General features: G+C 72.0%; 25 protein-coding genes. 17 read left to right on the forward strand and 8 right to left on the reverse strand.

All coding sequences use genetic code 11. The features are described from left to right. Positions 1 to 657 precede the first annotated feature (657 nt). The 11 genes from C2L59_RS32070 (at position 658) to C2L59_RS32120 (ending at position 14686) form a co-directional block, all read left to right on the forward strand. Complete coding sequence (locus C2L59_RS32070; RefSeq protein ID WP_199199362.1) at positions 658 to 2364, forward strand: DUF2207 domain-containing protein; 1707 nt, start codon at positions 658 to 660, stop codon at positions 2362 to 2364. 2 nt (positions 2365 to 2366) lie between these two features. After that, the gene (locus tag C2L59_RS32075) at positions 2367 to 3944 is read left to right on the forward strand and encodes a DUF2207 domain-containing protein (RefSeq protein WP_103353274.1); all 1578 of its coding nucleotides are present in this window, start codon (positions 2367 to 2369) and stop codon (positions 3942 to 3944) included. A gap of 9 nt (positions 3945 to 3953) precedes the next feature. Then, a complete protein-coding gene (locus tag C2L59_RS32080) occupies positions 3954 to 5246 on the forward strand; it encodes a pitrilysin family protein (protein WP_103353275.1) in 1293 nt (430 codons plus the stop codon). Beyond that, entirely contained in the window at positions 5243 to 6622 is a 1380-nt protein-coding gene (locus tag C2L59_RS32085) for a pitrilysin family protein (protein WP_103353276.1), read from the forward strand. The genes C2L59_RS32080 and C2L59_RS32085 overlap by 4 nt, the downstream gene beginning before the upstream one ends. Then, the gene (gene nudC, locus C2L59_RS32090) at positions 6622 to 7641 is read left to right on the forward strand and encodes an NAD(+) diphosphatase (protein WP_103353277.1); all 1020 of its coding nucleotides are present in this window, start codon (positions 6622 to 6624) and stop codon (positions 7639 to 7641) included. The genes C2L59_RS32085 and nudC overlap by 1 nt, the downstream gene beginning before the upstream one ends. 283 nt (positions 7642 to 7924) lie before the next feature. Continuing rightward, positions 7925 to 9124: an ROK family transcriptional regulator gene (locus C2L59_RS32095; protein ID WP_103353278.1), complete on the forward strand. Its 1200-nt coding sequence runs from the start codon at positions 7925 to 7927 to the stop codon at positions 9122 to 9124. A gap of 23 nt (positions 9125 to 9147) precedes the next feature. After that, positions 9148 to 10506 carry an extracellular solute-binding protein gene (locus C2L59_RS32100; protein WP_103353279.1) on the forward strand — a complete coding sequence of 453 codons (1359 nt, stop codon included), beginning with the start codon at positions 9148 to 9150 and terminating at the stop codon, positions 10504 to 10506. Beyond that, positions 10503 to 11498: a carbohydrate ABC transporter permease gene (locus C2L59_RS32105; RefSeq protein WP_103353280.1), complete on the forward strand. Its 996-nt coding sequence runs from the start codon at positions 10503 to 10505 to the stop codon at positions 11496 to 11498. Before C2L59_RS32100 ends, C2L59_RS32105 begins: the two co-directional genes overlap by 4 nt. A gap of 70 nt (positions 11499 to 11568) precedes the next feature. Beyond that, positions 11569 to 12459, forward strand: a complete 891-nt coding sequence (locus C2L59_RS32110; RefSeq protein ID WP_103353281.1) for a carbohydrate ABC transporter permease — start codon at positions 11569 to 11571, stop codon at positions 12457 to 12459. After that, a complete protein-coding gene (locus C2L59_RS32115; protein WP_103353282.1) occupies positions 12456 to 13721 on the forward strand; it encodes a 6-phospho-beta-glucosidase in 1266 nt (421 codons plus the stop codon). The genes C2L59_RS32110 and C2L59_RS32115 overlap by 4 nt, the downstream gene beginning before the upstream one ends. After that, positions 13718 to 14686: an N-acetylglucosamine kinase gene (locus tag C2L59_RS32120; protein WP_103353283.1), complete on the forward strand. Its 969-nt coding sequence runs from the start codon at positions 13718 to 13720 to the stop codon at positions 14684 to 14686. Before C2L59_RS32115 ends, C2L59_RS32120 begins: the two co-directional genes overlap by 4 nt. Positions 14687 to 14735: 49 nt before the next feature. Here C2L59_RS32120 and C2L59_RS32125 read toward each other — a convergent pair whose 3' ends face one another. The 4 genes from C2L59_RS32125 to C2L59_RS32140 form a co-directional block, all read right to left on the reverse strand. Beyond that, the gene (locus C2L59_RS32125) at positions 14736 to 15248 is read right to left on the reverse strand and encodes an SRPBCC domain-containing protein (RefSeq protein WP_103353284.1); all 513 of its coding nucleotides are present in this window, start codon (positions 15246 to 15248) and stop codon (positions 14736 to 14738) included. Then, a complete protein-coding gene (locus C2L59_RS32130) occupies positions 15245 to 15568 on the reverse strand; it encodes a helix-turn-helix transcriptional regulator (RefSeq protein ID WP_103353285.1) in 324 nt (107 codons plus the stop codon). The genes C2L59_RS32125 and C2L59_RS32130 overlap by 4 nt, the downstream gene beginning before the upstream one ends. Before the next feature lie 120 nt (positions 15569 to 15688). Continuing rightward, positions 15689 to 17056, reverse strand: coding sequence for a gluconate:H+ symporter (locus C2L59_RS32135; RefSeq protein WP_103353286.1), 1368 nt, complete (start codon positions 17054 to 17056; stop codon positions 15689 to 15691). Beyond that, entirely contained in the window at positions 17053 to 17550 is a 498-nt protein-coding gene (locus tag C2L59_RS32140; RefSeq protein WP_199199356.1) for a gluconokinase, read from the reverse strand. Before C2L59_RS32140 ends, C2L59_RS32135 begins: the two co-directional genes overlap by 4 nt. 102 nt (positions 17551 to 17652) lie before the next feature. Between C2L59_RS32140 and C2L59_RS32145 the strand changes: the two genes are divergently transcribed. The 3 genes from C2L59_RS32145 to C2L59_RS32155 all read left to right on the forward strand — a co-directional run bounded on the left by C2L59_RS32145 (position 17653) and on the right by C2L59_RS32155 (position 19785). Continuing rightward, positions 17653 to 18357: a FadR/GntR family transcriptional regulator gene (locus C2L59_RS32145; protein WP_103353288.1), complete on the forward strand. Its 705-nt coding sequence runs from the start codon at positions 17653 to 17655 to the stop codon at positions 18355 to 18357. 42 nt (positions 18358 to 18399) lie between these two features. Next, a complete protein-coding gene (locus tag C2L59_RS32150) occupies positions 18400 to 19284 on the forward strand; it encodes a cobalamin biosynthesis protein (protein WP_103353289.1) in 885 nt (294 codons plus the stop codon). A 63-nt stretch (positions 19285 to 19347) separates the two neighbouring features. Beyond that, complete coding sequence (locus C2L59_RS32155; RefSeq protein WP_103353290.1) at positions 19348 to 19785, forward strand: hypothetical protein; 438 nt, start codon at positions 19348 to 19350, stop codon at positions 19783 to 19785. 24 nt (positions 19786 to 19809) lie between these two features. Here the strand turns inward: C2L59_RS32155 and C2L59_RS32160 are convergent, their stop codons facing one another. The 4 genes from C2L59_RS32160 to C2L59_RS32175 all read right to left on the reverse strand — a co-directional run bounded on the left by C2L59_RS32160 (position 19810) and on the right by C2L59_RS32175 (position 22683). Next, positions 19810 to 20430: an FMN-binding negative transcriptional regulator gene (locus tag C2L59_RS32160; RefSeq protein ID WP_103353291.1), complete on the reverse strand. Its 621-nt coding sequence runs from the start codon at positions 20428 to 20430 to the stop codon at positions 19810 to 19812. A 50-nt stretch (positions 20431 to 20480) separates the two neighbouring features. Beyond that, positions 20481 to 21314, reverse strand: a complete 834-nt coding sequence (locus C2L59_RS32165) for an SURF1 family protein (protein WP_103353292.1) — start codon at positions 21312 to 21314, stop codon at positions 20481 to 20483. Positions 21315 to 21363: 49 nt separating this feature from the next. Continuing rightward, the gene (locus tag C2L59_RS32170; RefSeq protein ID WP_103353293.1) at positions 21364 to 21825 is read right to left on the reverse strand and encodes a low molecular weight protein-tyrosine-phosphatase; all 462 of its coding nucleotides are present in this window, start codon (positions 21823 to 21825) and stop codon (positions 21364 to 21366) included. Between the two features lie 300 nt (positions 21826 to 22125). Beyond that, positions 22126 to 22683, reverse strand: a complete 558-nt coding sequence (locus C2L59_RS32175; protein WP_103353294.1) for a chorismate mutase — start codon at positions 22681 to 22683, stop codon at positions 22126 to 22128. Between the two features lie 31 nt (positions 22684 to 22714). On the opposite strand from C2L59_RS32175, the gene C2L59_RS32180 reads away from it, so the two are divergent. From C2L59_RS32180 to C2L59_RS32190, 3 genes are all read left to right on the forward strand, one after another. Next, positions 22715 to 23536 carry a Nif3-like dinuclear metal center hexameric protein gene (locus tag C2L59_RS32180; protein ID WP_103353295.1) on the forward strand — a complete coding sequence of 274 codons (822 nt, stop codon included), beginning with the start codon at positions 22715 to 22717 and terminating at the stop codon, positions 23534 to 23536. 10 nt (positions 23537 to 23546) lie between these two features. Then, on the forward strand, positions 23547 to 24284 hold the full coding sequence (locus tag C2L59_RS32185) for a zinc ribbon domain-containing protein (RefSeq protein ID WP_103353296.1): 738 nt from the start codon (positions 23547 to 23549) through the stop codon (positions 24282 to 24284). A gap of 77 nt (positions 24285 to 24361) precedes the next feature. Then, positions 24362 to 25504 carry a bifunctional RNase H/acid phosphatase gene (locus tag C2L59_RS32190; RefSeq protein WP_103353297.1) on the forward strand — a complete coding sequence of 381 codons (1143 nt, stop codon included), beginning with the start codon at positions 24362 to 24364 and terminating at the stop codon, positions 25502 to 25504. The last annotated feature ends 149 nt before the right edge of the window (positions 25505 to 25653 follow it).

Genomic DNA, 25653 nt, shown 5'->3' on the forward strand with positions numbered 1-25653 from the left:
CCGATAGCCGGGACCGAACCGCGGCCCGAAGGACGGCGGCCCGGGGTAGGCGGGCGCGAAGGAAGGCGGCGGAGCAGCGGCCGGCGGCGGCAGGGGAGCCCGGGCGGGCGGTGGCGCGGGATAGCCGAAGGGCACACCGGAAACGCGCGGCGGCTGCCCGGCCGGCCCTTGCGGGAACCGGCCCGGAACGGGTCCGCCCGATCGCGGCCCGCCGCCGGCACCCGGCGGCTGCTGCCCGCGGACACCAAGGGGATTCGGCCCGCCCGGCCCGGGTCCGCTGCCGTGGCCGGGTGCGCCGGCGGGGTTCGGCGAGTCGCCGTGGCCCGGCGCGCCTGGCCCACCCCACCCAGGCGCCCCGCCCGGCCCACCGTGCCCCGGCAACGGCCGCACCCCCGGCGGCGGCAACGGCCGCACCCCCGGTGGTGGCAACGGCCGCACCCCCGGTGGTGGCAACGGCCGCACCCCCGGCGGCGCCAACGGCCGCACCCCCGGTGGTGGCCGGCGGCGCGGGTCATGCGGACCAGGACCCTGCGGGCCGTGCGTCATCGAGTGGGACCCCCCCGTGCTGTTTCCCCGTCGGAAGCGGTTCACCTGCGGTGATCGCGCCGTTCCGGGCGTCAGCATAGATCGGGTGCCCTAAGGTGTGGTGCTGTGTCGATGAAATGGGGGGCCGCCGCCGCGGTCGCCGTTGCGGTCGTCGTGCTGGGTGCCGGGGGCGCCGCCGCGCAGGGGCCCTCCGCCGGGCCCGTGCTGCCCAACCTGCCCGAAGACCAGGTCAAGAAACCCCAGCTGCTCACCGGGCAGGACGTCCGGCCGCCGGCCGGTGCCGTGGCCGATGTCGCGCTCAAGGTGCTGCGCGACGGCACCCTCTCCGTCACCGAACACGTCACCGTTCCCGGCGGGCAGCAGCTCGTCTCCCGCGTGCCGCTCAAGGTTCCCGCGAGCGACGACCAGGACCGCGTCTTCGCCGTCCGTGACGTCAGGACCGAAGGCGCCACCAGCGAACTCACCGGCGACCAGCTCGTCCTCACCTTCCCCGGCGGCTCCGGCAGCGCCACGTTCACCGTCGACGGCGCCGTCGCCGACCAGGACGGCCGCCAGCAGGCCCGGTGGCAGGTCGCGAGCGGCTTCGACACCCCGCTCGCCAAGCTCACCGCGTCCTTCCTCGCCCCGACGCCGCAATTGTCCCCTGTGGACTGTTTCGCCGGCCCGGTCGGCTCGAGCCGGCGCTGCACCCTCGCCGAACTCGACCACACCGGGGTGGTGCGCCTGGAACAGAACGACGTCCGGCCCGGCGACCGCGTCGACCTCCTCGTCGGCCTGCCCGCGGGCACCACCGCCGCCAACGCGAAGTTCGCCGGCATCGGCCTGCTCGCCAACGCCTTCGCGTTGACGCCGCCGACCGGGATCGCCTTCGCCGTCCTGCTCGTCTTCCTCGCCGGCACCGCGCTGTTCGTGTGGCGGCGCCGCCGGCAGGACGCCGGTGCGCTGCACACCGCCACCGGGCCGGTCGAGGTCCTCCTGCGCGACGGCGGCCGCGTCTTCTTCGCCAGCCCCGACGGCGTCCTGCCCGGCCAGGTCGGCACGGTCGTCGACGAGACCGTCGACGTCGTCGACATCAGCGCCACCGTCGTCGACCTCGCCGTCCGCAACTACCTGTGGCTGGCCGAAGCACCGGGGCCCGACTGGCAGATCACCCGCCGCAACCCGCCGGACGAGCACCTGCACGACTTCGAACGCGCGGTCTGCGAAACCCTGCTCCCACCGGGCTCCGACACCGTGCTGGTGTCGCAGCTGCGCGCCCGCGGCGGGCTCGACCTGCGCCGGATCAGCGACGCGATGTACGCCGACGTCGTCACCAAGCGCTGGTTCTCCCGCCGCCCGGACACCGCCCGCGGGCGGCTGACCTGGCTCGGCGCCGGCCTCTTCACCGTCGGCCTGGTCGCCACCGCCGTGCTCACCTTCACCGCGGGGTACGCGCTGCTCGGGGTCGCCGTCGCGCTCGCCGGGCTCGCCGTCGCCGCGGCGGCCGCGCTGCTGCCCTCGCGCACGGCCCGCGGCCGGGTGCTGGCCGGGCAGGTCCGGGGGCTGCTCGACTACCTGCACACCGCCCGGGCCGAGGACATCCCGCCGGCCGACCGCGAGCTCGTCTTCTCCCGCTCGCTGCCGTACGCGGTGGTGCTGGGCGACACCGAACGCTGGCTCGGCACCTTCGCCGCGCTGAACCCGTCGGCCGACGGGGCGGCCGGGCTGTACTGGTACGGCGGCATGGAGGCCGACGCCGACCTGCGCCGGTTCGGGGCCCGCTTCCCGTCGTTCCTGACCGCGCTCGACGGCGTGCTCACCGCCGCCGCGGCTCGCTGACCGTGCTCGCGGGGGCGCTCCTCGCGCTCGTCCTGACCGCGGCCCCGGCCGACCAGCCGCCCCTGCCGGCGTTGCCGCAGAGCGCCGAAATCCAGCTCAAGGTCCAGCGCGACGGCTCGTTGTCGGTCGCCGAAGCGATCTCGGTTCCCGAGGGCATGACGATGGACCGCCGGGTCGCGCTGCGCGTCCCGGCGCCGCACCACCGCGACCGCGTCTACGGCGTCCGCGACGTCGTCCTGGAGGGCCGCGGGACGGCGAACGTGGACTCCGGCGCGTTCACCGTCCACCTGACCGCGGGCACGTCGATCGTCCGGTACACAGTGGACGGTGCGGTCGCCGGCGACCGGGTCACCTGGGAGCTGGCCGGCGGCTGGAGCGCCGACCTGAAGTTCCTCCGCGCCTCCTTCGCGGCCCCGAAGATCCCGGTCGCCGTCGACTGCCTCGCCGGCGACCTGCCCTGCGGGGCCGCGCAGATCGACCACTCCGGGTTGACCCGGTTCAGCCAGCAGAACCTCGCCGCGGGCCGGCGGATGACGGCGACCGTCGAACTGCCCGCGGGCACCGTTCCGGCGAACGAGGTCCTGGTCCCGGCGAAGACGATCGCCGGGGCGTTCGTGCTCACCGCCCCGGTCGCCTGGGCCTGGGCCGCCTTCGGCGCCTTCCTCCTGGCCGCGGCCACCTGGGTGTTCCTCGCCCGCCGGCGTCACTTTCACGTGAAAGTGACGCCCCCAGGTGGGCACTTTCACGTGAAAGTGCCGGCGGAGTTCGCGTCGCCCGCCGGGGTGCTGCCGGGGCACGCCGGCCTGCTCCGCCACGGCCGGGCCGGGCCGCTCGACCTGGCCGCGACGGTGCTGGACCTCGCGGTCCGCAACTACCTCTGGGTGAGCGACGGTCCGACGCTGGCCCGGCGCAACCCGCCCGACGAGCACCTGACCGCCTTCGAACGTGCGGTGTACGAGGCCGTCGTGCCGGACGAGCCGGTGACGCTCGCCGAACTGCGGCAGCGCCGCCTCGAAGTCCCCCGCGCCGAGCTGGAGGCCGACGTCGTCCGGCGCGGCTGGTTCGCGACGCGGCGGCTGCGCCGGGCCGGGATCCGGATCGGCTGCTACGGCGTGTTCCTCACCGTCCTGCTGGCCTTGACCGTCGGGTACGCCCAGCTCGGCGTGATCCTCGCGCTGGCCGGGATCGCCGCCGTCGCCACCGCGGCCGCCCGGCCCGCGCGGCGGCGAGCGGGCGCCGACGTCGCACGCCGCCTTGGCGGCATCACCGGGATCCGGGTGAAGGACCTGGACAAGCCGCAGCGCGAGCTGGTCTTCTCCCGCGGCCTGCCGTACGCGCTCGCTCTGGGCGAACTGGCTCCGTGGGTGGCCGCGTTCGACGGCCTCAAGCACCCGCCGCCGGTCTACTGGCACGCCGGCGACATCACCCCTGACCAGGCCGGATCCTTCGCGACGGCGGTGGCGGGAACGTTCGCCGCCGCCCACCGCGCCCGCCTCCTCGAGCTCGTGAGTGGTGCGGCGCGAGAGAACCCTCCTGGACACTCACGAGCCGGGACGCCGGGAAGGGCGGGGTCGTCGTAGGGTGGGGCCATGGCCGATCCCGAGCTCGTCCGATACACCCTCGACAACGGTCTGCGCGTGGTTCTCGCCCCCGACGCGACCGCGCCGGTGGTCGGCGTCAGCGTGCACTACGACGTGGGTTTCCGCTCCGAGCCGGAGGGGCGCACCGGTTTCGCGCACCTCTTCGAGCACCTGATGTTCCAGGGCTCCGAGAGCCTCGAGAAACTCGCGCACTTCCGGCACGTGCAGTCCAGCGGCGGAACCTTCAACGGGTCCACCCACCCGGACTACACCGACTACTTCGAGGTGCTCCCGAGCGCGGCGCTGGAGCGGGCGCTGTTCCTCGAGGCCGACCGGATGCGCGCGCCCAAGCTGACGGCGGAGAACCTGGCGAACCAGATCGACGTCGTCAAGGAGGAGATCCGGCTCAACGTGCTGAACCGGCCCTACGGCGGGTTCCCGTGGATCACCCTGCCGCCGGTGCTGTACTCGACGTTCCCCAACGCGCACAACGGCTACGGCGGCTTCGAGGACCTCGAAAGCGCCACGGTCGACGACTGCGCGGCCTTCTTCGACACCTACTACGCGCCGGCGAACGCCGTGCTCACGGTGGCGGGTGACTTCGAAGTGGACAACGCGAAGAAGCTGATCGAGGACCACTTCGGCGACGTCCCGCACCGGCCGGCGCCGCAGCGGCCGTCGTTCGCCGAGCCGCTGCCGACCACCGAGCTGCACGGCGAGATCGAAGACGCGCACGCCCCGCTGCCCGCGCTCGGCATCGGCTACCGGATGCCGGACCCGATCAACGACGTCGACAGCTACCTCGCCTACCTCGTGCTGGCCGGCGTGCTCACCGACGGCGACGGCTCCCGCCTGCAGCAGCGGCTGGTGCACCGCGAGCCACTGGTGGTCGACATCGGTGCCGGCGCCGGGCTCTTCGGCCCGTTCGAGGCCCGCGACCCGGACACGTTCACCATCACCCTGATCCACCCGCACGAGGTGTCGCGCGAGCGCGTGCTCGCCGCGCTGGACGACGAGCTGGAGAAGCTCGCCGAGACCCCGCCGAGCGAGGAGGAGCTGCGAAAGGTCACCGCCCGCTGGGCGGCGAGCCTGCACTCCGAGCACGACCGGCTGGTCTCCCGGACCCTGGCCCTCGGCTCGTTCGAGCTGCTCTACGGCGACGCGTCGCTGGTGTACCGGCTCGCGGACCGGATGTCCGCGGTCACCTCGGAAGCCGTTTCGGCGGCGGCGAAGGCGCTGCGCCCGGACGCGCGTGCCGTGCTGGTGGTCAAGCCCGCTTCGGAAGGGAACAACGAGCAGTGACTTCAGCAACGCACCGCAGCGCCGACGAGATCGGCCGCACCGCGCGGGGCCCGCGGCCGCTGCCCCCGCTCGGCGAGCAGCGGGCCGCCGCCGATCTGTCCCATGTGGACACGACGCTGGCGAACGGCCTGCGCGTGCTGGCCGTCCGCAAGGCGACCGTGCCGATGGTCGAGGCCCGCCTGTGGATCCCGTTCGCGGGCGACGACGCGCTGCACCCGGCCACCGCCGAGGTGCTCGCCGAGACGATCCTGACCGGCACCGCGCGCCGCAACCGCATCGAGATCGACGCCGAGCTGGCCCTGATCGGCGGCGACATCGGCGCCGGGGTCGACCCGGAACGCCTGGTGCTCACCGGATCCGCGCTGGCCGACAAGCTGCCGACGTTCCTCGACGTGCTCGGCGACGTCCTCACCGGAGCGACGTACGCCGACGAGGAGATCGCGCGCGAGAAGGAGCGGCTGGTCGAGCGGATCGCCGTCTCCCGGACGCAGCCGCGCACGATCGCCCGCGAGGCGCTGCAGAAGCACCGCTACGGCGACCACCCGGCGACGCGCGAGGTCCCGAAGGCCGAAGACGTCGCCGTGGTGACGCCTGAGCAGGTCCGGGCGTTGCACCAGGCGTCGGTGCTGCCGCGGGGTGCGGTCATGGTGCTGGTCGGCGACCTCGATCCCGCCGGTGTCATCGGCGAGCTCGAGAAGGTGTTCGGTGGCTGGGCGTCGGACCGCTCGGCCGTGCGGCTGCCGTCGCTGCCGGACCTGACCGGGCCGGACGTGCTGCTGGTGCCGCGCGCGGGTGCGGTGCAGTCGCAGATCCGGCTCTCGGCGCAGACCGTGCCGCGCACCGACCCCGGTTACGCGGCGCTGCAGCTGGCGAACCTGGCCTACGGCGGGTACTTCTCGTCGCGGCTGGTGGAGAACATCCGCGAGAACAAGGGGTACACGTACTCCGCGCACTCCGGCTTCGAGTTCACCGACGGCACGGCGGTGGTCAACGTCGACGCGGACACCGCGACCGACGCGACGGCCCCGGCGCTGCTGGAGACCCGGTACGAACTGGGCCGCCTCGGCCAGGTCCCGCCGTCGGGCGACGAGCTGGAATCGGTGCGGCAGTACGCGATCGGCTCGCTGCTGACCTCGACGTCGTCGCAGGCCGGGCTGGCCGGGCAGGTCCTCGCGCTGGCCTCGACCGGCCTCGGCCTGGAGTGGCTGAACGAGCACCCGGCGCGGGTGGCCGCGGTGACCGCCGAGGAGGTCGCGGAGGCGGCGCTGAAGTACTTCGCGCCCAAGCGGTTCACCGGCGTGGTGGTCGGTGACGCGGCGGTGCTGGAACGCAAGCTGCTCGCGCTCGGCGACGTCGTCGTGGGCGAGCCGGCCTGATGTCCGTCCCGTTCAGCCTGGGTGCGCGGCCGACGCTCTCCCGGTCCACGGTGGACCGCCAGGAGGACCTGCGCACCAACCCGGCGCGGCTGGTGTCGCGCTGGCCCGACGCCCGGGTCGTCCTCCTGGACGACACCGGGCGCACCCCGGTGGTCGAGGGCGCGTCGACGCTGGCGTTCCGCAAGGCGGTCGACTTCGGCTCGGCACCCCCGGCGGACGCGGTGTTCCTCGGCGAGTGGCAGGACGTCGACTACTGGTCGCTGCCGGGCGGCCCGTCGGGCGAAGCCGACACGGTGAAGATGGCGGGCAGCTGGGGTTTCGTGGAGGAGGTTCCCCGCGCGGACGGCGAGATCTGGGTCGAGCTGCGCGGCTACGGCGACCTCCTGGACGACACGTCGGCCGGGCTGTTCACGACGGCCCAGGCGTTGCGCTTCTGGCGCCGCCAGGCGAAGTTCTGCACGCGCTGCGGCAGCCCCACGGAGCTGACCCAGTTCGGCTGGGCGAGCAAGTGCACGAACGACGGCCGCGAGGAGTACCCGAGAACGGACCCGGCGGTGATCTGCCTGGTCCATTCGCTGGAGGGAACGAACGGCTCGCACGTGCTGCTGGCCCGCCAGCCGATCTGGCCGGCCGGGCGCTACTCGGTGCTGGCCGGGTTCGTCGAGGCGGGGGAGTCCCTGGAGGCGTGCGTGGTCCGGGAGATCCGCGAGGAGGTCGGTGCCTCGGTGTCCGACGTGCGGTACCTGGGCAGCCAGCCGTGGCCGTTCCCACGCTCGATCATGCTGGGCTTCACGGCCCGGGCGAACCGGTCGTTGCCACTGGTACCGGCGGACGGCGAGATCGAAGAGGCGCTGTGGGTGTCGCGGGCCGAGGTGCGCGCGGCGTTCGAGAACAGCGCGGTCCGGGGCGAGGGTTCGAAGCCGACGCCGATCGCGGGCGGGGCGGCGGAGATCATCCTGCCGGGCAACTCGTCCATCGCGCGCGTGATGCTCAAGGCTTGGGCGGACGCGGAGGAGTAACCGCCCGCCACTGAGCGCGACCGCAGAACGGCCCCGGCTACCCGCCGGGGCCGTTTTCGTTGCGTCCCGTGCTCGACCGGCCGCGAACTCCGGGCCAGGTACGGCAGGACGGCGCCAGTCGTTCACCGGTCCCGCCGCCAACCGGACCAACACCGCCAAGCGTTACCTGGCCGTTTCACGAGACCGTTGACGGCTGTGCCCCGGCTCACTACAGTCCCCGGAAACCGTCTGTAAAGTATCCTAATTAAGTCCGGAGGAACGAGTGCGAGCCGGTAGCCCGCGGATGCTGCGCGAGATCAACGATCGCGCCGCCATCGAGGTCCTCCTGCGGGAGGGGCCGCTCACGCGGGCCGAACTCGAGCTCGCCATCGGGCTGTCCAAACCCGCCACCGCGCAGCTGCTCACCCGGCTCGAGCTGGACAACCTCGTCACGAAGGCCGGTGTGCGGGGTGGGGGCCGGGGACCCCGGGCCCAGCTCTGGGCGGCCAACGGCAGCCTCGCCTTCGTCGCCGCCGTCGACCTCACGCCGCACCAAGCCGACTTCGTCGTCGCCGACGTCGCCGGGGTCGTGCTCGCCGAGTACCGGGCTCCGCTGCCCGTCCACGCGGGAGCCGACGTCGTCGGGGCCTTCGGCGAAGCCCTGCAAACGGTCGCTGAAGCGGCCGGGATCGAGCGGACGGACCTGGCCCACGTCGTGATCGGCGCGCAGGGGGCGTTCGATCCGCGGACCGGCCTGCTGTCCTCGGCACCGCACATCCCCGGCTGGCTCGGCTTCGACGTCCCGCAGAAGCTGTCCGACGAACTCGGGGTCGACGTCCTGATCGAGAACGACGTCAACCTGGTCGCGGTCGAGGAGATGACCGTCGGGCAGGCCCAGGACGTCGACGACTTCGTCATGGTGTGGCTGTCCGAAGGCGTCGGCGGCGCGGTCGTCATCGGACGGCGGCTGCTGCGCGGCGCCACCGGTGGCGGCGGCGAGATCGACTGGATGCGGGTGCCCGATCCGGCCACTGTGGACACCGGGGACGTCTGGCCGGAGGCCGGCGCCCGGTTCGGCAACCTGGTCGACTCGCCCGCCGTCTGCCGGCTCGCCGCCGCGCACGGCGTCGAAGCCGCAACCGCCTGGGACGCCGTGGAGAAAGCCGGGAAAGGCCACCCCTTCCTCGACGATCTCGCCCGGCGGGTCGCCGGTGGCGTCGCGAACCTCGTCGCCGTCGCCGACCCGCAGCTCGTGCTCCTCTGCGGCGACACCAGCCGCGCCGGCGGCGAAGACTTCGCCGCGCTCGTCCAGGAAAAGCTGCACGAACTGGTCCTGCCGCGCACGCCCGTCGGCTGCGCTTCCGTGCAGGGCAACGCCGTTCGCGCGGGCGCGCTGCAGTCCGCGCTGGCCACCACCCGTGAGGACGTCTTCGGCGTCGTCACCCCCACGCTCCTCGGGTCGCGCAGGCCCGAGGGCGACAGCACCCGTTCACGACTCCAGTAGCCCAACCGATGAGGAGGAGGGCCATGCCCCCTACCACCCGGACCCGCCGCGGCGCCCTGCTTGTGGCCGCCGCCGCGGCGTCCGTCCTGCTGACCAGCGCCTGTTCCGGCGCCGCCGCCCCGAGCGGCGGTGACGTCGCGGCCGCGCCCGGCAAGGACGACAAGCTCACGATCACCGTGTACTCCAAGTTCACCGACCGCGAGTACGGCGTGGTCACCGCGGGCCTGAACAAGCTCAAGGCGAAGTTCCCGAACATCGAGATCAAGCACGAGGGCAACCAGGACGACGACAAGCTGACGCAGTCGATCCGCGGCGGCAACCCACCGGACGTAGCGATCTCGTTCTACACCGACAACCTGGGCGCGTGGTGCTCCACCGGCAGCTTCCAGGACCTCAAGCCCTACATCGAGCGCGACAAGATCGACCTGAACCAGATCCCGGAAGCGGTCCGCAACTACACCGAGTACCAGGGCAAGCGGTGCGCGATGCCGATGCTCGCCGACGTCTACGGGCTTTACTACAACAAGGACATGTTCGCGGCGAAGGGCATCACCTCGCCGCCGAAGACCACTTCGGAACTGTTCGAGGCGACCAAGAAGCTCACGGAGTTCAACCCGGACGGCTCGATCAAGGTCGCCGGCTTCCTGCCCTCGATGCCGTTCTACGCCAACCAGGCCCAGTACTGGGCGCCGAACTTCGGCGCGCCCTTCCTCGGCCCGGACGGCAAGTCGGACCTCGCCACCAACCCCGGCTGGAAGGCGATGTTCGAGTTCCAGAAGCAGCTGATCGACTTCTACGGCGGGCACGCCAAGGTCGAGCAGTTCAAGGCCGGTCTCGGTGACGAGTACTCCGCCGACCACGGCTTCCACAAGGGCAAGCTGGCGATGATCTACGACGGCGAGTTCCGCACCGCGTTCCTCAAGGACCAGGCGCCGAACGTCAACTACGGCACCGCGCCGGCGCCGGTGCTCGACAGCATGGCCGACCACTACGGCGGCGGCTTCACCACCGGCACGATCATCGCGATCCCCAAGGGCGCCAAGAACCCCGGCGCCGCGTGGGAGCTGATCAAGCAGGTCACCCTGGACACCGACACCCTGGTGGACATGGCCAACGGCCTGAAGAACGTGCCCAGCACCAAGGCGTCGCTCACCTCGCCGAAGCTGGACCTGCAGCCGCAGTTCAAGACGTTCCTCGACATCTACGACAGCGGCAAGCTGGTCGCCAACCAGACCACCCCGATCGGCGACGCGCACCTCAAGGCAGTCAACGACTTCGCCGAGAAGTGGCAGGCCGGTTCGGTGCCCGACCTGACCGCCGGCCTGCAGAAGGTCGACGCCCAGATCGACGACGAACTCAAGCAGAAGGGCGCGGGCGGATGACCTCCACCGCTGTCCCAGTCAAACCCCAGGGTTCCCCGTCCGCGCCCGAAAAGGCGCGGGCGGGGGCCCGCCGGGCCAAGCGCCGCCGGACCGTCCTGTTCTTCATGGCCCCGGCGCTCATCGGGTTCCTCGTCTTCTTCGGCTACCCGCTGATCGCCACGGTCTACTACTCCTTCACCCGGTACGACCTGATCAACCCGCCGCAGTTCATCGGCTTCGACAACTACGTCCGGATGTTCACCACCGAGCCGCTGGTCGGCACGGCCGCGTACAACACGCTGTGGCTGGTGGTCGTCCTGACGGTCTGCCGCGTGGTGTTCTCCCTCGGCATCGCGTCGGTGATCTCCCGGCTGAAGTCGGGGGTCGGCCTGGTCCGGACCCTCTGCTACCTGCCGACGCTCGCGCCGCCCGCGGCGGCCACGCTGGCGTTCGTCTTCGTGTTCAACCCGGAGTTCGGGCCGGTCAACCGGTTCCTGCGGCTCGTCGGCATCGACGGCGGGCTGTGGTTCAACAGCCCGGCGATGTCGAAGCCGGCGCTGACGCTGCTGGCGCTGTGGGGCTCCGGCGAGCTGATGATCATCATCCTGGCCGCGCTGCTGGACGTCCCGGCCGAGCAGTACGAGGCCGCCGAGCTCGACGGCGCCGGCCCGGTCCGCCGGTTCTGGCACGTCACGCTGCCGTCGATCTCGCCCGTGCTGCTGTTCGGCGTGGTGAACTCGATCATCTACGCCCTGCAGTTCTTCACACAGGCGATCGTGGCGTCGTCCGCGAGTGCGGGTACCGCCGACGTCGCCGGCAACTCCAAACTCATCGGGGCGCCGCAGAACTCGACGCTGACGTACCCGATCTGGCTGTACGTACAGGGTTTCCGCTATTTCAACATGGGCTACGCGGCCGCGATGGCCGTCCTGTTGTTCATCGTGAGCTCGGGCTTCACGTGGATTCTCGTGCGGCAGCTCAGGAAGTCCCAGCACCAGGAGGAGGGGGCATGAACATACCCTCGCGACAGCCTGTTCATGACCCCGACCGGGTGCGGGTGTCCCGCATGAATGGAGTGGGCGCATGACCGCCGTGGCCGAAGCGCCGCAGCGCGAAGCGGGCGTACCGCCGAAGGTGCGGTTCAAGCGCAGTTGGGACAAACGGCTGTCCTTCATCGCCACGCACGCGATCGGGATCGCCCTCGGCGTGATCTTCCTGCTGCCGCTTCTGTTCGTGTTCCTCACCGCGGTGATGGCGAGCGACCAGGCGATGACGGCCAGCCTGTGGCCGACGGAGTGGCACTTCGAGAACTTCGTCAAGGTGTTCCAGAAGGCGCCGCTGCTCGAATACTTCGGCAACAGCCTGCTGTATTCGGCGCTGGCGACGGCGGGCGCGCTGCTTTCGGCGATCCCGGCGGCGTACGCGCTGGCGAAACTGCGGTGGCGTGGGCAGAACCTGTTCTTCATGCTCACCGTGGCGGCGATGCTGCTGCCGCCGCAGGTGACCGTCGTGCCGCTGTACGACCTGTGGGTCCGGATGGGCCTCACCGGCACGCTGGTTCCGCTGATCGTGCCGTACTTCTTCTTCGACGCGTTCTCGATCTTCCTGCTCCGGCAGTTCTTCCTCACCATTCCGAAGGACTACCTCGAAGCGGCGAAGATCGACGGCTGCAACGAGTTCCAGGCGATGTACCGCGTGCTGATCCCGATGGCCAAGCCCGGGATCGCGGCCACCGCCATGTTCTGCTTCCTGTTCACCTGGAACGACTACTTCGGGCCGCTGCTCTACACCGGCGAGGACCAGGACCACTGGCCGCTTTCGCTGGCCATCGCCTCCTTCCGCGGCATGCACCACGTCGAGTGGAACATGACGATGGCGGCGACCGCGCTGATCATGGCGCCGGTGATCGTGCTGTTCATCTTCGCGCAGAAGTCGTTCGTCAAGGGCATCACATTCACGGGAGTCAAGGGATGAAGCTGGCAGTCGTCGGTGGCGGGTCCACCTACACGCCGGAGCTGGTCGACGGGATCGCCGGTCGACGGTCCACTTTGGATGTCGACGAGATCGTGCTGGTCGACCCGGACGCCTACCGCGTCGAGGCCGTCGGCGGGTTCAGCCAGCGCCTCCTCGACCACGCCGGGCACCCGGCGCGGGTGCGGACCACGCAGTCGCTGGAGGAAGGCGTCGACGGCGCTTCCGCCGTGCTGATCCAGCTGCGCGTCGGCGGCCAGCGGGCCCGGCGCTCGGACGAGACGTTCCCGCACGCCTGCGGTTGCGTCGGCCAGGAGACGACCGGCGCGGGCGGCCTCGCGAAGGCGTTGCGCACGGTCCCGGTGGTGCTCGACATCGCCGACCGCGTCCGCAAGATCGCCGGTGACGACACGTGGATCGTCAACTTCACCAACCCGGTCGGCATCGTGACGCGTGCCCTGCTCAACGAGGGTCACCGCGCGGTCGGGCTGTGCAACGTCGCCATCAACCTGCAGCGCCAGTTCGGCAAGCTGCTGGGCGTCGGCGCGGACGACGTCAAGCTCGTCCACACCGGACTGAATCACCTGAGCTGGGAACGCGGCGCGCTCGTCGACGGCGTCGACCGGCTGCCGGAGCTGCTCGATCAGCACCTGGACTACCTGTCCAAGGAGGTCAGCGTCCCGGAGAAGTGGCTGCGGCGGATGAACGTCGTGCCGTCGTACTACCTGAAGTACTTCTACGCGCACGACGAGCAGGTCACCAAGCAGCGCACCGAGCGCCCGCGCGCGGACGTCGTCTCCGACGTCGAGGAGGAGCTGCTGAAGATCTACCTCGACCCGGAGCAGAACACGAAACCGGAGTCGCTGGAGAAGCGCGGCGGTGCGTACTACTCGGAAGCCGCGGTGCAGCTGGTGCACGCGCTGACCGCGGGCGGGCCGGCCGAGGAGCACGTGGTGAACGTCCGCAACGACGGGACGTTCCCGTTCCTGCCGGACGACGCCGTCATCGAGGCGAGGTCCACTGTGGACTCGAAGGGGGCGACGCCGATCCCGCAGCCGCCGGTGGAGCCTCGGTACTCGGGCCTGATCTCGGCGACCACGGCGTACGAGTTCCTGGCGCTGGAGGCGGCGCTGAAGGGTGGCCGCGACCGCGTGGCCGACGCGCTGCTGGCGCACCCGCTGGTCGGCCAGTATTCGAAAGCCGACACGCTCGCCGATTCGCTGGTCCAGATCAACCGTGAGTACCTGCCCTGGGCGCGCGGATGAAGCCTGCCATCATCGCTGTCGACGGCGGCAACAGCAAGACCGAGGTCCTCGTGGTCTCGGGAGACGGTGTCGTGCTGGGGTCGTCACGCGGCCCCGGCGCGTCGCCGCAGAACATCGGCGTAGCGGGATGTGTGGCGGCGCTGGAAGAACTCGTGCTGCAGGCCTACCCGGCGTTCGGGGAGAAGCCGTCCGCGGTGCACACCTCGGCGTACCTGGCCGGGCTGGACTTCCCGCGTGAGGAAGCGGCGCTGCACGCGGCGCTGTCCGCCCGCGGGTGGAGCGACACCCTGACCGTCGGCAACGACACCCTCGCGCTGCTTCGGGCGGGCAGCGCGGGGGTGGGGGTCGCGGTCGTGTGCGGGGCCGGGATCAACGGTGCCGGCGTCGGCCCGGATGGCCGCGTGCACCGCTTTCCCGCGCTGGGCAAGATCTCCGGCGACTGGGGCGGCGGCTACCGGCTCGGCGAGGAGGCCCTGTGGTGGGCCGTACGGGCCGAGGACGGCCGCGGCCCGCGGACGGCGCTGATGCCCGCGGTGGCCGGCTACTTCGGGCTGCCGACGCTGCTGGACGTGGTGCAGGGCCTGCACTTCGAGGAGATCGACCCGGCGTCGATCCACGGGCTCTGCCCGCTGCTGTTCGAGGTGGCGGCGGCGGGTGACGAGGTCGCGCAGGACGTCGTGACCCGGTTCGCCGAAGAGGTCAGCGTTTTCGCCGCGGTGATCCTCCGCAACCTGGACCTGACCGAGGACGCCCCGGAGATCGTCCTCGGCGGCGGCGTCCTGACCGGGATCGGCGCGCCGGTGATCGCGGAGATCGAGCGCCGGTGCCTCAAGGTCGCGCCGCGCGCGGTGGTCCGCGTCGTCGACGTGAACCCGGTGGTGGGGGCGGCGCTGTTCGGACTCGACACGCTGGGCGCGTCCGAGGCCGCGAAGGCGGCTTTGAAGGCGGCGACCCAGCGCACCTAGACCTGGTGGCCTGCCTCGAAGCGGCGCGAGGCAGGCCACCAGACCCACCTCACGGCGCCGGGACGATGGTTTCGCCGGTTTCCAGCAGGGACTTGAGGTCGGAGAGGATCCAGGCCCAGCCGCCGCCCGCGTTCTCGTTCGGCGGCGCATCGAGCCGCTCGAAGGCGCCGCTGACCATTCCGGCCATGTTCGGGGCGCCGGTGACGTCGTGCGTGACGGTCAGCCGGGTGCCGGCCGTCTTGGACTCCTCGATTTCGTAGGTGAGCGTGGTGTAGGGCTCGTCGGCCACGTCCTGCGGCGCCATCAGCAGCTTCCAGGTGATCACCAGCTTGCGCGGCGGGTCCACTTCCAGCACCTCGCCGTCGACGACGTCACCGGTCATCCCGGCGTCGATGAACGCCTGCGTCGGGCGGGTGCGGTGCTTGCCGCCGGGCCGCAGGTCGAAGTCGACCAGGCCGGTGTAACCGTACTTCGCTGTCCACTCGGGCTTCGTGATGGCGTCCCAGATGCGCTCCGGGGACGCCTTGATGTAGACGCGGTAGACCTGCACGGTGTCCGTCATGGTTCTTCGCCTTCCAGTTCGTTCTTGAGGTCGAGCAGCGCGGTCACGTGGCGCTCGGTGTACTTGTCGATCCACCGGTCGTGGATCCGGCGGATCGGGACGGGGTTGAGGAAGTGCCGCTTCTCCCGGCCTTCCTTCCGCGCGACGACGAGGCCGGCTTCCTCGAGGAGCTTCAGGTGCTTCATGACGCCGAAGCGGGTCATCTCCACCTGGGTCTCCAACTCGGTGAGCGTGCGGCCGTCACGCTCGAAGAGCAGGTCGAGCAGGAACCGGCGGGTCGGATCCGCCAGCGCCTTGAACACCAGATCGTCGTCGGGCACCTGCCCAACATAGGTGACCAAAAGGTCACATGTCAACGCACGCTTGACCAAGGCGGCACCTTCACGTGAAAGTGACCCGGAGGCAGCCTCCGGGTCACTCTCACGTGAAAGTGCCGTTGTTCAGACCACGAGGGAGAGCGGCAGGATCAGCGCGATGGCGACCACGGAGATCAGCGTCTCCATTACCGACCAGCTCTTCAGCGTCTGCCCGACCGAGAGTCCGAAGTACTCCTTGACCAGCCAGAACCCGGCGTCGTTGACGTGCGAGAAGAACAGCGACCCGGCGCCGATCGCCAGCACCAGCAGCGCGCTGTGCGACGGGTCCATGCCCGCCGCCAGCGGGGCCACGATGCCCGCCGCCGACACGGTTGCGACCGTGGCCGAGCCCGTGGCCAGGCGGATCGCCACCGCGACCAGCCAGCCGAGCAGCAGCGGCGAGAGGTTCGCGTCCTTGGCCAGGCCGGTGATGACGTCGCCGACGCCGGCGTCGACCAGGGTCTGCTTGAAGCCGCCGCCCGCGCCGACGATCAGGATGATCCCGGCGATCGGGCCGAGCGAGTCACCGACCACAGTGGACAGCTTGTCGCGGCCGAGGCCGGCCGGGCGGCCCAGCAGGACCATGCCCACCAGCACGGCCGCGAGCAGGGCGATCAGGGGGTCGCCGACGAAGTCGAAGATCTTGCGGGCCTCGTTGTCCTTGGCCAGGAGGATGTCCGACAACGCTTTCGCCAGCATCAGCACGACCGGCAGCAGCACCGTCGTGAGCGTCGCGGCGAAGCTCGGGCGCGGCTTGTCCGTGTCGGCGCGTTCCGGGATCAGCCGCTCGGGGGCCACGGCGTCCGGCACCAGCCGCGCCGCGACCTTGCCGAACAGCGGGCCCGCGATGACCAGCGTCGGGATGCCGACGAGCAGGCCGAACGCCAGGGTGATGCCGACGTTCGCGTTGAGCGCGCCGGCCGCGGCGAGCGGGCCGGGGTGCGGCGGGACGAGCCCGTGCAGCACCGAAAGCCCGGCGAGGGCGGGAATGCCCAGCAGCATCAACGGTTTCCCGGTGCGCTTCACCGCCAGCAGCACCACCGGGATCAGCATGACGAGCCCGATCTCGAAGAACATCGGCAGCCCGATCAGGGCCGCCACCAGGGCCATCGCCCACGGCAGCGCGGCACCGCGGGCCTTGCCGAGCACGGTGTCGACGATCTGGTCGGCGCCACCGGAGTCGGCCAGCAGCTTGCCGAGCATCGCGCCGAGGGCGATCAGGATGCCGACGGACGCGACCGTGCTGCCGACCCCGGCGGAGAACTTCTTGATCACGTCGGTGATCGGCATCCCGGCGGTCAGGCCGAGCACGAGCGAGCCGATCGTCAGCGACAGGAACGGGTGCAGCTTCACCTTCGTGATCAGCACGACGATCACGGCGATCGCGACGACGGCCGCGACGATCAGGCGGGTGTCGTGGCCGGTCCAGCCGGCGGCGAGGACGGTGTTCACGCGTGCTCCCGGAAGGCGGTCAACACGGCTTCGGTGATCTCTCCCGGAGTGCCGCTGGTGTTGTCGAAGACGGCACCGGCCTCGTCCGGCTCGAGGGGTTCGAGGTCGGCGAGCTGCGAGTCCAGCAGCGACACCGGCATGAAGTGGCCCTTCCGGGTCTTCATCCGCTCGGCCAGCTGCGCGCGGTCGCCGTGCAGGTGGGCGAACCAGACGTCGCCGCCGCGGCGCAGGACGTCGCGGTACCGGCGCTTCAGCGCGGACGACGTCACGACACCGCCGGTGGCCTCGTGCTCGCGGATCCAGCCGGCGATGGCTTCGAGCCACGGCGCGCGGTCTTCGTCCGTCAGCGGCGTGCCGGCGGTCATCTTGTCGATGTTGGCCTTCGGGTGGAACGTGTCCGCTTCGGCGTAGTCGACGCCCAGGGCCTCGGCGAGCGCCGTGCCGATCGTCGTCTTCCCGGAGCCTGACACCCCCATCACCACGATGACGGTCATCCGCACCTCCCACTTCGTTGTGCTCAGGTGAGTCAAGCTCAAAAGTACTACTTATTCAAGATGAAGTACTACTTAATCGAGTCAGATGGATAGCCTTCGAGCGTGAGACACGAGCAGGTACTGGATGCCCTCGGCGCGGCGATCGCTAACGGATCCCTGGAACCGGGCACCGTGCTGCGCTCGGAAGACCTTCAAGAACGCTTCGGCGCCTCACGGACGGTGGCGCGCGAAGTCGTCCGCGTGCTCGAGACGATGCAGCTGACCAGCAGCAAGCGCCGCGTCGGGGTGATCGTCCGCGAGCCGGCGGAGTGGAACCACTACGACCCGCGGCTGATCCGCTGGCAGCTCGACGGCCCGGCCCGGCCGGCGGCCCTGGCCACGCTGAACGAGCTGCGGTCGGCGATCGAGCCGTGCGCGGCGCGGTACGCGGCCCTGCGCGCGACGCCGGAGGAGCGTGGCCGCCTGGGCGCGCTGGGGGAGCGGCTGGCGCGGACGGCCCGGGCGCGCGACCTGCCGGCGTTCCTCGGGTTCGACATCGCCTTCCACGACCTGCTGCTCACCGCGTCCCGCAACCCGATGTTCGGCCAGCTGTCGGAGGTCGTCGCGGAGGTGCTGACCGGGCGGACCGGGCACGGCCTGATGCCCCCGGAACCGCAGCCCGAGGCGGTGGCGCTGCACCTGGAGGTGGCCGCGGCGGTGGCCGGCGGCGACGCGGACCGGGCGGAGCGGGCGATGCGCGACATCGTCGTCCAGGCGCGCGACGAGATCGCCGCCCTGGTATCGGAGGGCGGTCCCGAGGCCGGGTAGCCTGCTCGCGGAACTGGACTTTTCTTCCGCCGGGGGGCACGGGTGAGCGCGGCACGCGCGATCGGACTGGTGTTGGGTGTGGCGGCCGACGGCGCCCTCGGCGACCCCCGCCGCCGCGCCCCGGTGACGGCGTTCCGCCGGCTCCCGCCCCGCTCGGGCGTCCTGGTCGCGGGCGCGGCGGTGGTCGCCGGGGCGGCGCTGGAACGCGCCGCCCGCGGCCGCCCGCTGCTGCAGGCGTCGGCCACGGCGGTGACGACGTGGGCGGTCCTCGGCGCGGCCGGCCTCGCCCTGCACGGCACGGAGCTGGCCCGCGACCTCGAGGAGTGCCGCTTCGAGCCGGCGCGCTCGACACTGTCCGAACTGGACCCCCGGGTGGCGGACGGCCTGGGCGCGATCGCGCTTTCGCGGGCCTCGGTGGAAACGCTGGCGGAGAACACGTCGGACGCGGTGGTGGCGCCTCTGGTGTGGGGTGCGGTGGCGGGCGTGCCGGGCCTGGTCGGCGCCCGGGCGGTGAGCCTGCTGCGCCGGGCGCGCGTGGGCCGCCGGGGCCACTGGGCGGTCGACCGCGCCGACGAGCTGGTCCACCTGGTCCCCACCCGCGTGGCGGCGGCCCTGACGGTCGCGGCGGCCCCGGTCGTCGGCGGTTCGGCGGGCGGCGCGTGGCGGGCGTGGCGCCGCGACACGATCGCCCACCCGAGCCCGAACGCGGGCCGGGTGGAGGCGGCGTTCGCGGGCGCGCTGGAGATCCGGGTCGGCGGCCGCACGGTGTACCCGCACGGGGTGGCGGAGCTGCCGGTGCTGGGCGTGGGCCGCAACCCGGACGCGGGACACGTGACGCGGGCGGTGGAGCTGTCCCGGGTGGTGGGCTGGCTGGCCGGGGCGACCGCGGTGGTGCTGGCCGTGCTGACGGGCTTGCGACGCCGCTGACGTGTAACTCCTCCGCGTATCGACGAGCGTAGGCAACGCATCGCCGATAACCGGGAGGAACTCATGCGGTACAAGCACATGGCGGCCGGCGTGGTCGCCGCGAGCCTGCTCACCCTGGTCGTGACCGGGACCGCCGACGCCAAGGTGCGGCGCTGCGGCCCCACCTACGAGCAGGACGGCTTCGGCAGCCTGGGCACGGCGTTCACGCTGAAGTCCAAGCACGACGACGACGGCCCCGGCGGGTCCTTCGTCGTGGGGGAGGAGTTCGAGATTCACACCACCGTCGCGGGCCAGACCTGGACCATCACGTTCGCCGACAACGGGAAGATCTTCTTCACCGGCGACGACGTCTCGACGACCGCCGGCATCCGCGAGCAGCACGCGACCGCCGACCAGCCGGGCGTCACCCAGCACATGACCGCCGACGCCCTGAACCACGCCACCGGCGAGACCATCCACGGCTCCCTGGCCGTGCTGCCGGTGCCGGCCTGCGGCGGCTGATCCGCGTGCCGCGGCTGGGCTCCCTCAGCCGCGGCGGCGCAGCTGCGCCAGCGCCTCCGCGTCCAGCGGGCCGCCGCGCTCCGCCAGCCGCGTCCCGATCCGCTCGCGGTCCTCCGCCGCCTTGTTGCCGCCGAACTTGAACTTCGCCCGGACGCCGGTGATCGTGAACTCGATCCCGCGGATGCCCGGCAGCAGCCGCCGGTCCGGCGCGTCCTGGGCGGCGCTCACCGGCGCCCTCGCCCCGTCCGGCTCGAAGTGCCGCAGCTGCTTGTCGAGCAACGCCGCCTTCGCCGCCGGCTCGTCGACCAGCCGGACGTCCCCTTCGAGCTGCACCGTCGCGTAGTACGACGTCGGCACGCCGTACGCCGGGTCCGCCGTCGTGTTCCAGTCCGCCCGGACGTACGTGTAGTCGCCGACCACCGCCAGCAGCGCCCGCGGGTGTTCCTCCAGCAACGGCCAGATCGGGTTCGGCCGGGCCAGGTGGGTGAGGATCGTGTGGTCGCCGTCGAACGCGAAGGGCGCCGGGGTGACCACCGGCAGGTCGCGATCCCGGCCGCCGGCGATCAGCTGGCCGAAGTCGTGCCCGGACAGCCACTCGCGCCACTCGGCGTCGGAGGTGGCGGCGTCCCAGGGGTGGATCAGCATGCCTGGAGTATCACCACGCGGATTGGCCACACCGAAGGGCCAGTTCCGGCCTACTTCTGATGGCCACTTTCGGCGAGCTCGTCCTCGGCCAGTATCTCCGCGACGGACTTCCGCCGGGACGGCGCGGCCTCGGCCCCGTCCAGCGCCCCACCCGGCTTCAGCTCGCGGACGGTGAAGTACAGCCAGCCGAGCAGCGCCATCGCGCCGAACGCGATCCACTGCAGCGCGTAGGACAGGAACGGCCCCGAGTCGGTCTGCGGCAGCGGCAGCGCGCCGAGCACGCCGGGCTGGCCGACGTCGAGCTGGAAGTACCCGGGCCGGATGTCGAGCTTGCCCGCCCGCGCGACGACCCGGGAGTCGACGACGTAGCTCTGCAGCCGCCCGCCGGTGGAGGCGTCGGCGAAGGCGTCGCGGTTCTTCGGGTCGGTCTCGTCGGCCCGCACCCGCGCGGTGACCTGCACGGTCCCGGCCGGCGGCGGCGCGAACGGCAGCGCGCCGGACTTGCTGTCCAGCCGGACGTACCCGCGGTCGATCAGCACGACGGTGCCGTCGGTGGTCCGCATCGGCGTCAGGACCTCGAAGGCGCCTTCGCCCTGGACGGTCCGCAGCCGCGCGACGACTTCCTTGTCCGGCAGGTACTGGCCGGTGATCGACACGAGGTGCCATTCGGTGTGCTGGCCGGGCACGCTCCCCGGCGGCAGCAGCTGGTCCAGCGGCAGCGGCGCGGCGGTGAAGGACGCCTCGAGCGCGGAGTTCTGCTGCTCGCGCTCGGTGTTGCGGCTGAACTGCCACGGGGAGAGCAGGGTGAAGCAGCAGACGGCGAAGGTGAACACCACCGCCGTCAGAGCCAGCCACCCGGGCCGGAGCAGGAACCGCAACCGCACCCCACCACGGTAGCCCGTGCCCCCGGCGGGTCGTCGCGGGCTGTGACGTCTAGCTCCGCGAACGCACCCAATCCAGCAGACCGGGCACCGAGCGCTCGACCATGCCGAGGACGTCTTCGAAGCCGTCATCGCCGCCGTAGTAGGGATCGGGAACCTCGGCGCCCTCGGGGGCCGACGGGTCGAAGGACCGCAGCAGCCGCACCTTTCCCGGATCGTCGACGCGGGCGCGCAGGAAGTCGAGGTGCCCTTCGTCCGCGGCCAGGAGGAGATCGGCGGCGAGGTCTTCGTCGGACACTTCGGAAGCGACGTGCGAGGTGGGATAGCCGTGTGCCTTGAGCGTGGCCCGGGCCCGTTTGTCGGCGGGCTCCCCGGCATGCCACGGCCCGGTCCCGGCACTGGTCACGCGGACGGCGTGGCCAAGCCCGGCATCTTCGAGCCGCGCGCGAAAGACGAGCTCGGCCATCGGCGAGCGGCAGATGTTGCCGGAGCAGACGAAGACGATGTGCGTCACGTGCCGAGGGTAACCACCGGGGTCGACCGGCCTGCGCGGGTGCGGGCACGAGTCCGCCTCACCCCGGGCGCCGCAGAACGCCCCCGTGCGTAACCGCCCGTTCACCCCGTCACCCGCCCGCTCGGCGGTATCCCCGCCCACAGCCCCCACCTAGCGTCGGTCGGGCGAGGACGCGAACCGGAAGGAGAGCGATCATGCACGGGTGCTGCTCGAAGTGCACCGGTCAGGGCTGCGGCTGCTGCGGCAACTGCAACTGACCGCCCCCGGCGCCCGCGGCGGCTCGATGCCGCCGGGGCGCCCCTAATCCGTCGAACAGGTCGCCGACGTCGCTTCCGCCAGCGCTCGCGCGTGGAGGGCGTCGAACCGGTGGGACAGGTCCACCACGTCGGCCGTCAGCAGCCGGCGGATCGGGCACGTCCGCGCCGCGCGTACCGGCGTCGTCGACGCCAGCTCCGTCAGCAGGTCCGTGTTCAGCCGGTCGATCACCGGGCGGATCCGCGCGAGGTCGGGCCGGGTCGTCGGGGCCTGCCCGGGGTGCGCGTCCCAGCGGGCGTAGAGGCCGCGCTGCACCAGCTTGTTCGCCTCGATCTGGGCGCGGAAGAACCGCACCGCCGCCGCCGGGGCGAGGCCCAGGCCGGGTGCCCGCGCCGCGACCGAGTCGTAGATCTGCTGCTCCCGCGCCGGGTCGTCGATCGGCGACGGCGTCCCGTACTTGGCCGCCGCCACCTGGTCGGCGATCGCCACGCGCTGCGCCGCCAGGTCCGTCAGGCGCCACAGCGACGACGTCGAAGCCGAGGCCGGGACCGTCGCCAGCAGGAGACCGGAAACCACCGCGAAGAGCACCGCCAGTACCCGCATGGCTCGCGACCGTACATGCGAAGATCCCGGGGTGCCCGCGCTTTCCGAAATCATCACCGCCCTGGAGCAGGCTTACCCGCCCGCGCTCGCCGAGTCCTGGGACGCCGTCGGTCTCGTCTGCGGCGACCCGGCCGAATCCGTGAGCCGGGTGCTCTTCTGCGTCGACCCGGTCGCCGAGACCGTCGACGAGGCCGTCGAACTCGGCGCTCAGCTGATCGTCGCCCACCACCCGCTGCTGCTGCGCGGCGTGCACGGCGTGCCCGCCGACACCGCCAAGGGCGCGCTCGTGCACCGGATGATCCGCGCGGGCGTCGCCCTCTACTGCGCGCACACCAACGCCGACTCCGCCGACCCCGGCGTCTCCGACGCGCTCGCGCAGGCTATCGGGCTCCGCGTGACCGGCCCGCTCGCGGCCAACGAGGACGGCGTCACCGGCATCGGCCGCCTCGGCGAGCTGCCCGCGCCGGAGCCGTTCGCCACCTTCGTCCAGCGCGTCGCCGACGCCCTGCCCGCGACTGTGCCCGGCGTGCTCGGCGCGGGCGACGCGGACCGCCCGATCCGCACCGTCGCCGTGTCCGGCGGGGCCGGGGACTCCTACCTGAAGCAGGCCACCGCGGCCGGCGTCGACGCCTTCGTCACCGCCGACCTGCGGCATCACCCCGCCGGCGAGCACCTGGCGAACCCGGGCGCGGTGCCTGCGCTGGTCGGGCTGACCCACTGGGCCAGCGAGTGGCCCTGGTGCGGGCAAGCCTCGGCGCTCGTGGCGCAGGCGTTTGCGGGTAACGTCGACACCTACGTCTCCACGCGGTGCACCGACCCGTGGAACGTCCGCGCCGAGCGCACATCTAGCTAAGAGGAGCACCGTGAAGGCCGAACCCGCCGTGCAGCGCCAGTTGCTCGAGCTCGCCAAGGTGGACGCCGAGCTCTCGCGCACCGCGCACCGCCGCCGCACTCTGCCCGAGCTGGCGGAGATCGACGCGGGGGAGAAGACCGCCCGCGAGCGCCGTGACGCGCTCGTCTCGGTGGAGACCGCCGCCTCCGACCTCGACCGCGAGATCGCCCGGCAGGAGAAGGAGATCGAGTCGGTGCGCGCCCGCGAGGACCGCGACCGCAAGCTCCTGGCCTCCGGCTCGGTGAACTCGAAGCAGATGACCGACATCGAGCACGAGCTGCAGTCGCTGGAACGCCGGCAGAGCGCGCTCGAGGACGACCTGCTGGAGCTGATGGAGCAGCGCGAGGCCCTCGGCCTGGACGCGCAGCGCACCGGCGCCGAGGTCGACAAGGCCGAGGCCGAGGTCGCCGCCGCGATCGCCCGCCGCGACGAGGCGTTCAAGGACCTCGACACCACCCGCGCCCGCCGTGACGAAGACCGCGAAAAGCTGGTGCCGCGCTTCCCGGAGCCGCTGCTCAAGCTGTACGAGCGCGTCCGCGAGCACAAGGGCATCGGCGCCGCGCTGCTGCGCGCCCGCCGCTGCGGCGCCTGCCAGCTGGAGCTGGACCGCAACACGGTCAACGAGATCAAGGCCGCGCCGGAGGACGACGTCATCCAGTGCGAGAACTGCGGCGCGATCCTGGTCCGGACCCTGGAGTCGGGTCTGTGACCTCGCACGGTGCCTTCGGGGGGGCAACCCCCGCGCCCCGCCCGAGGGGCTCCGCCCCCACGGACCCCCCGAAGCATGTGGTCGTCGAAGCCGACGGCGGCTCCCGGGGCAACCCGGGGCCGGCCGGCTACGGCGCCGTGGTCAAGGACAGCGACGGCCAGGTCCTCGCCGAGCGCAGGGAAAGCCTCGGCGTCGTCACCAACAACGTCGCCGAGTACCGCGGGCTGATCGCCGGCCTGGCCGCCGCGGCCGAGGTCGGAGCGTCCACTGTGGACGTCCGGATGGACTCGAAGCTCGTGGTCGAGCAGATGTCGGGACGCTGGAAGATCAAGCACCCGGACATGCAGCCGCTGGCCGAGCAGGCCAAGGGGCTGGCCGCCGGGTTCGCCCGCGTCGAGTACGAGTGGATCCCGCGCGCGCAGAACTCGCACGCCGATCGGCTGGCCAACGAGGCCATGGACGCGGCGACCGGCAAGCCCGCCGCCGGCCGGCCCGGCACGGCCGGGAAGCCCGTGGCCGCCGCCACCCTGCCGAAGCTGCCCACCCGCAAGCCCGACCGCGCGGCCGTGGCCTGGACCGGCGCGAAGGGCACCCCGACCCGGCTGGTCCTGCTCCGCCACGGCCAGACCGAGATGTCGGCGCTGCGCCGGTACTCCGGCCGCGGCGACGTCCCGCTGACCGAGCTGGGCCGGACGCAGGCCGCGGCGGCGGCGAAGCGGCTGGCCGCCACCGAGGGCCTGGTCGTCGACGGCGAGGCCGTCCCGATCGTCTCCTCGCCGCTCACCCGCACCAAGCAGACCGCGCAGGCCGTCGCCGACGCGCTCGGCGGCCGCGTCGAGACCCACCCCGGGCTCATCGAGACCGACTTCGGCGACTGGGAAGGCCTGACGTTCGCCGAAGCGGCCGACCGCGACCCCGACCTGCACGGCGCCTGGCTGGGCGACAGCTCGGTCCCGCCGCCCGGCGGGGAGAGCTTCGACGTCGTCCACCGACGCGTGCGCAAGGCCCGGGACGAGCTCATCGCCGAGCACGGCGGCAAGACGCTGGTGCTGGTCAGCCACGTGACGCCGATCAAGACCCTGCTCCGGATGGGCCTCGACGCCGGGCCGCAGCTGCTGTTCCGGCTGCACCTGGACCTGGCGTCGCTGTCGATCGTCGAGTTCTACCCGGACGGGAACGCTTCGGTCCGGCTCGTCAACGACACTTCGCACCTGAGCTGACCCGCGACTGTGCCGATCAGGAAAATGTGGGGTGGATCACGCTCGACCCCGACGCGTGGCGGACCCCGGATGAGGTATTGGCTACAGTGTCTCGACCGCGTCGCCGCGGTGGCGGGCCGGCTGGATCGGTCCACTAAGGGGGCGCCAGC

This window comes from Amycolatopsis sp. CA-128772 (genome assembly GCF_002904295.1).
Classification (GTDB): Bacteria; Actinomycetota; Actinomycetes; order Mycobacteriales; family Pseudonocardiaceae; genus Amycolatopsis.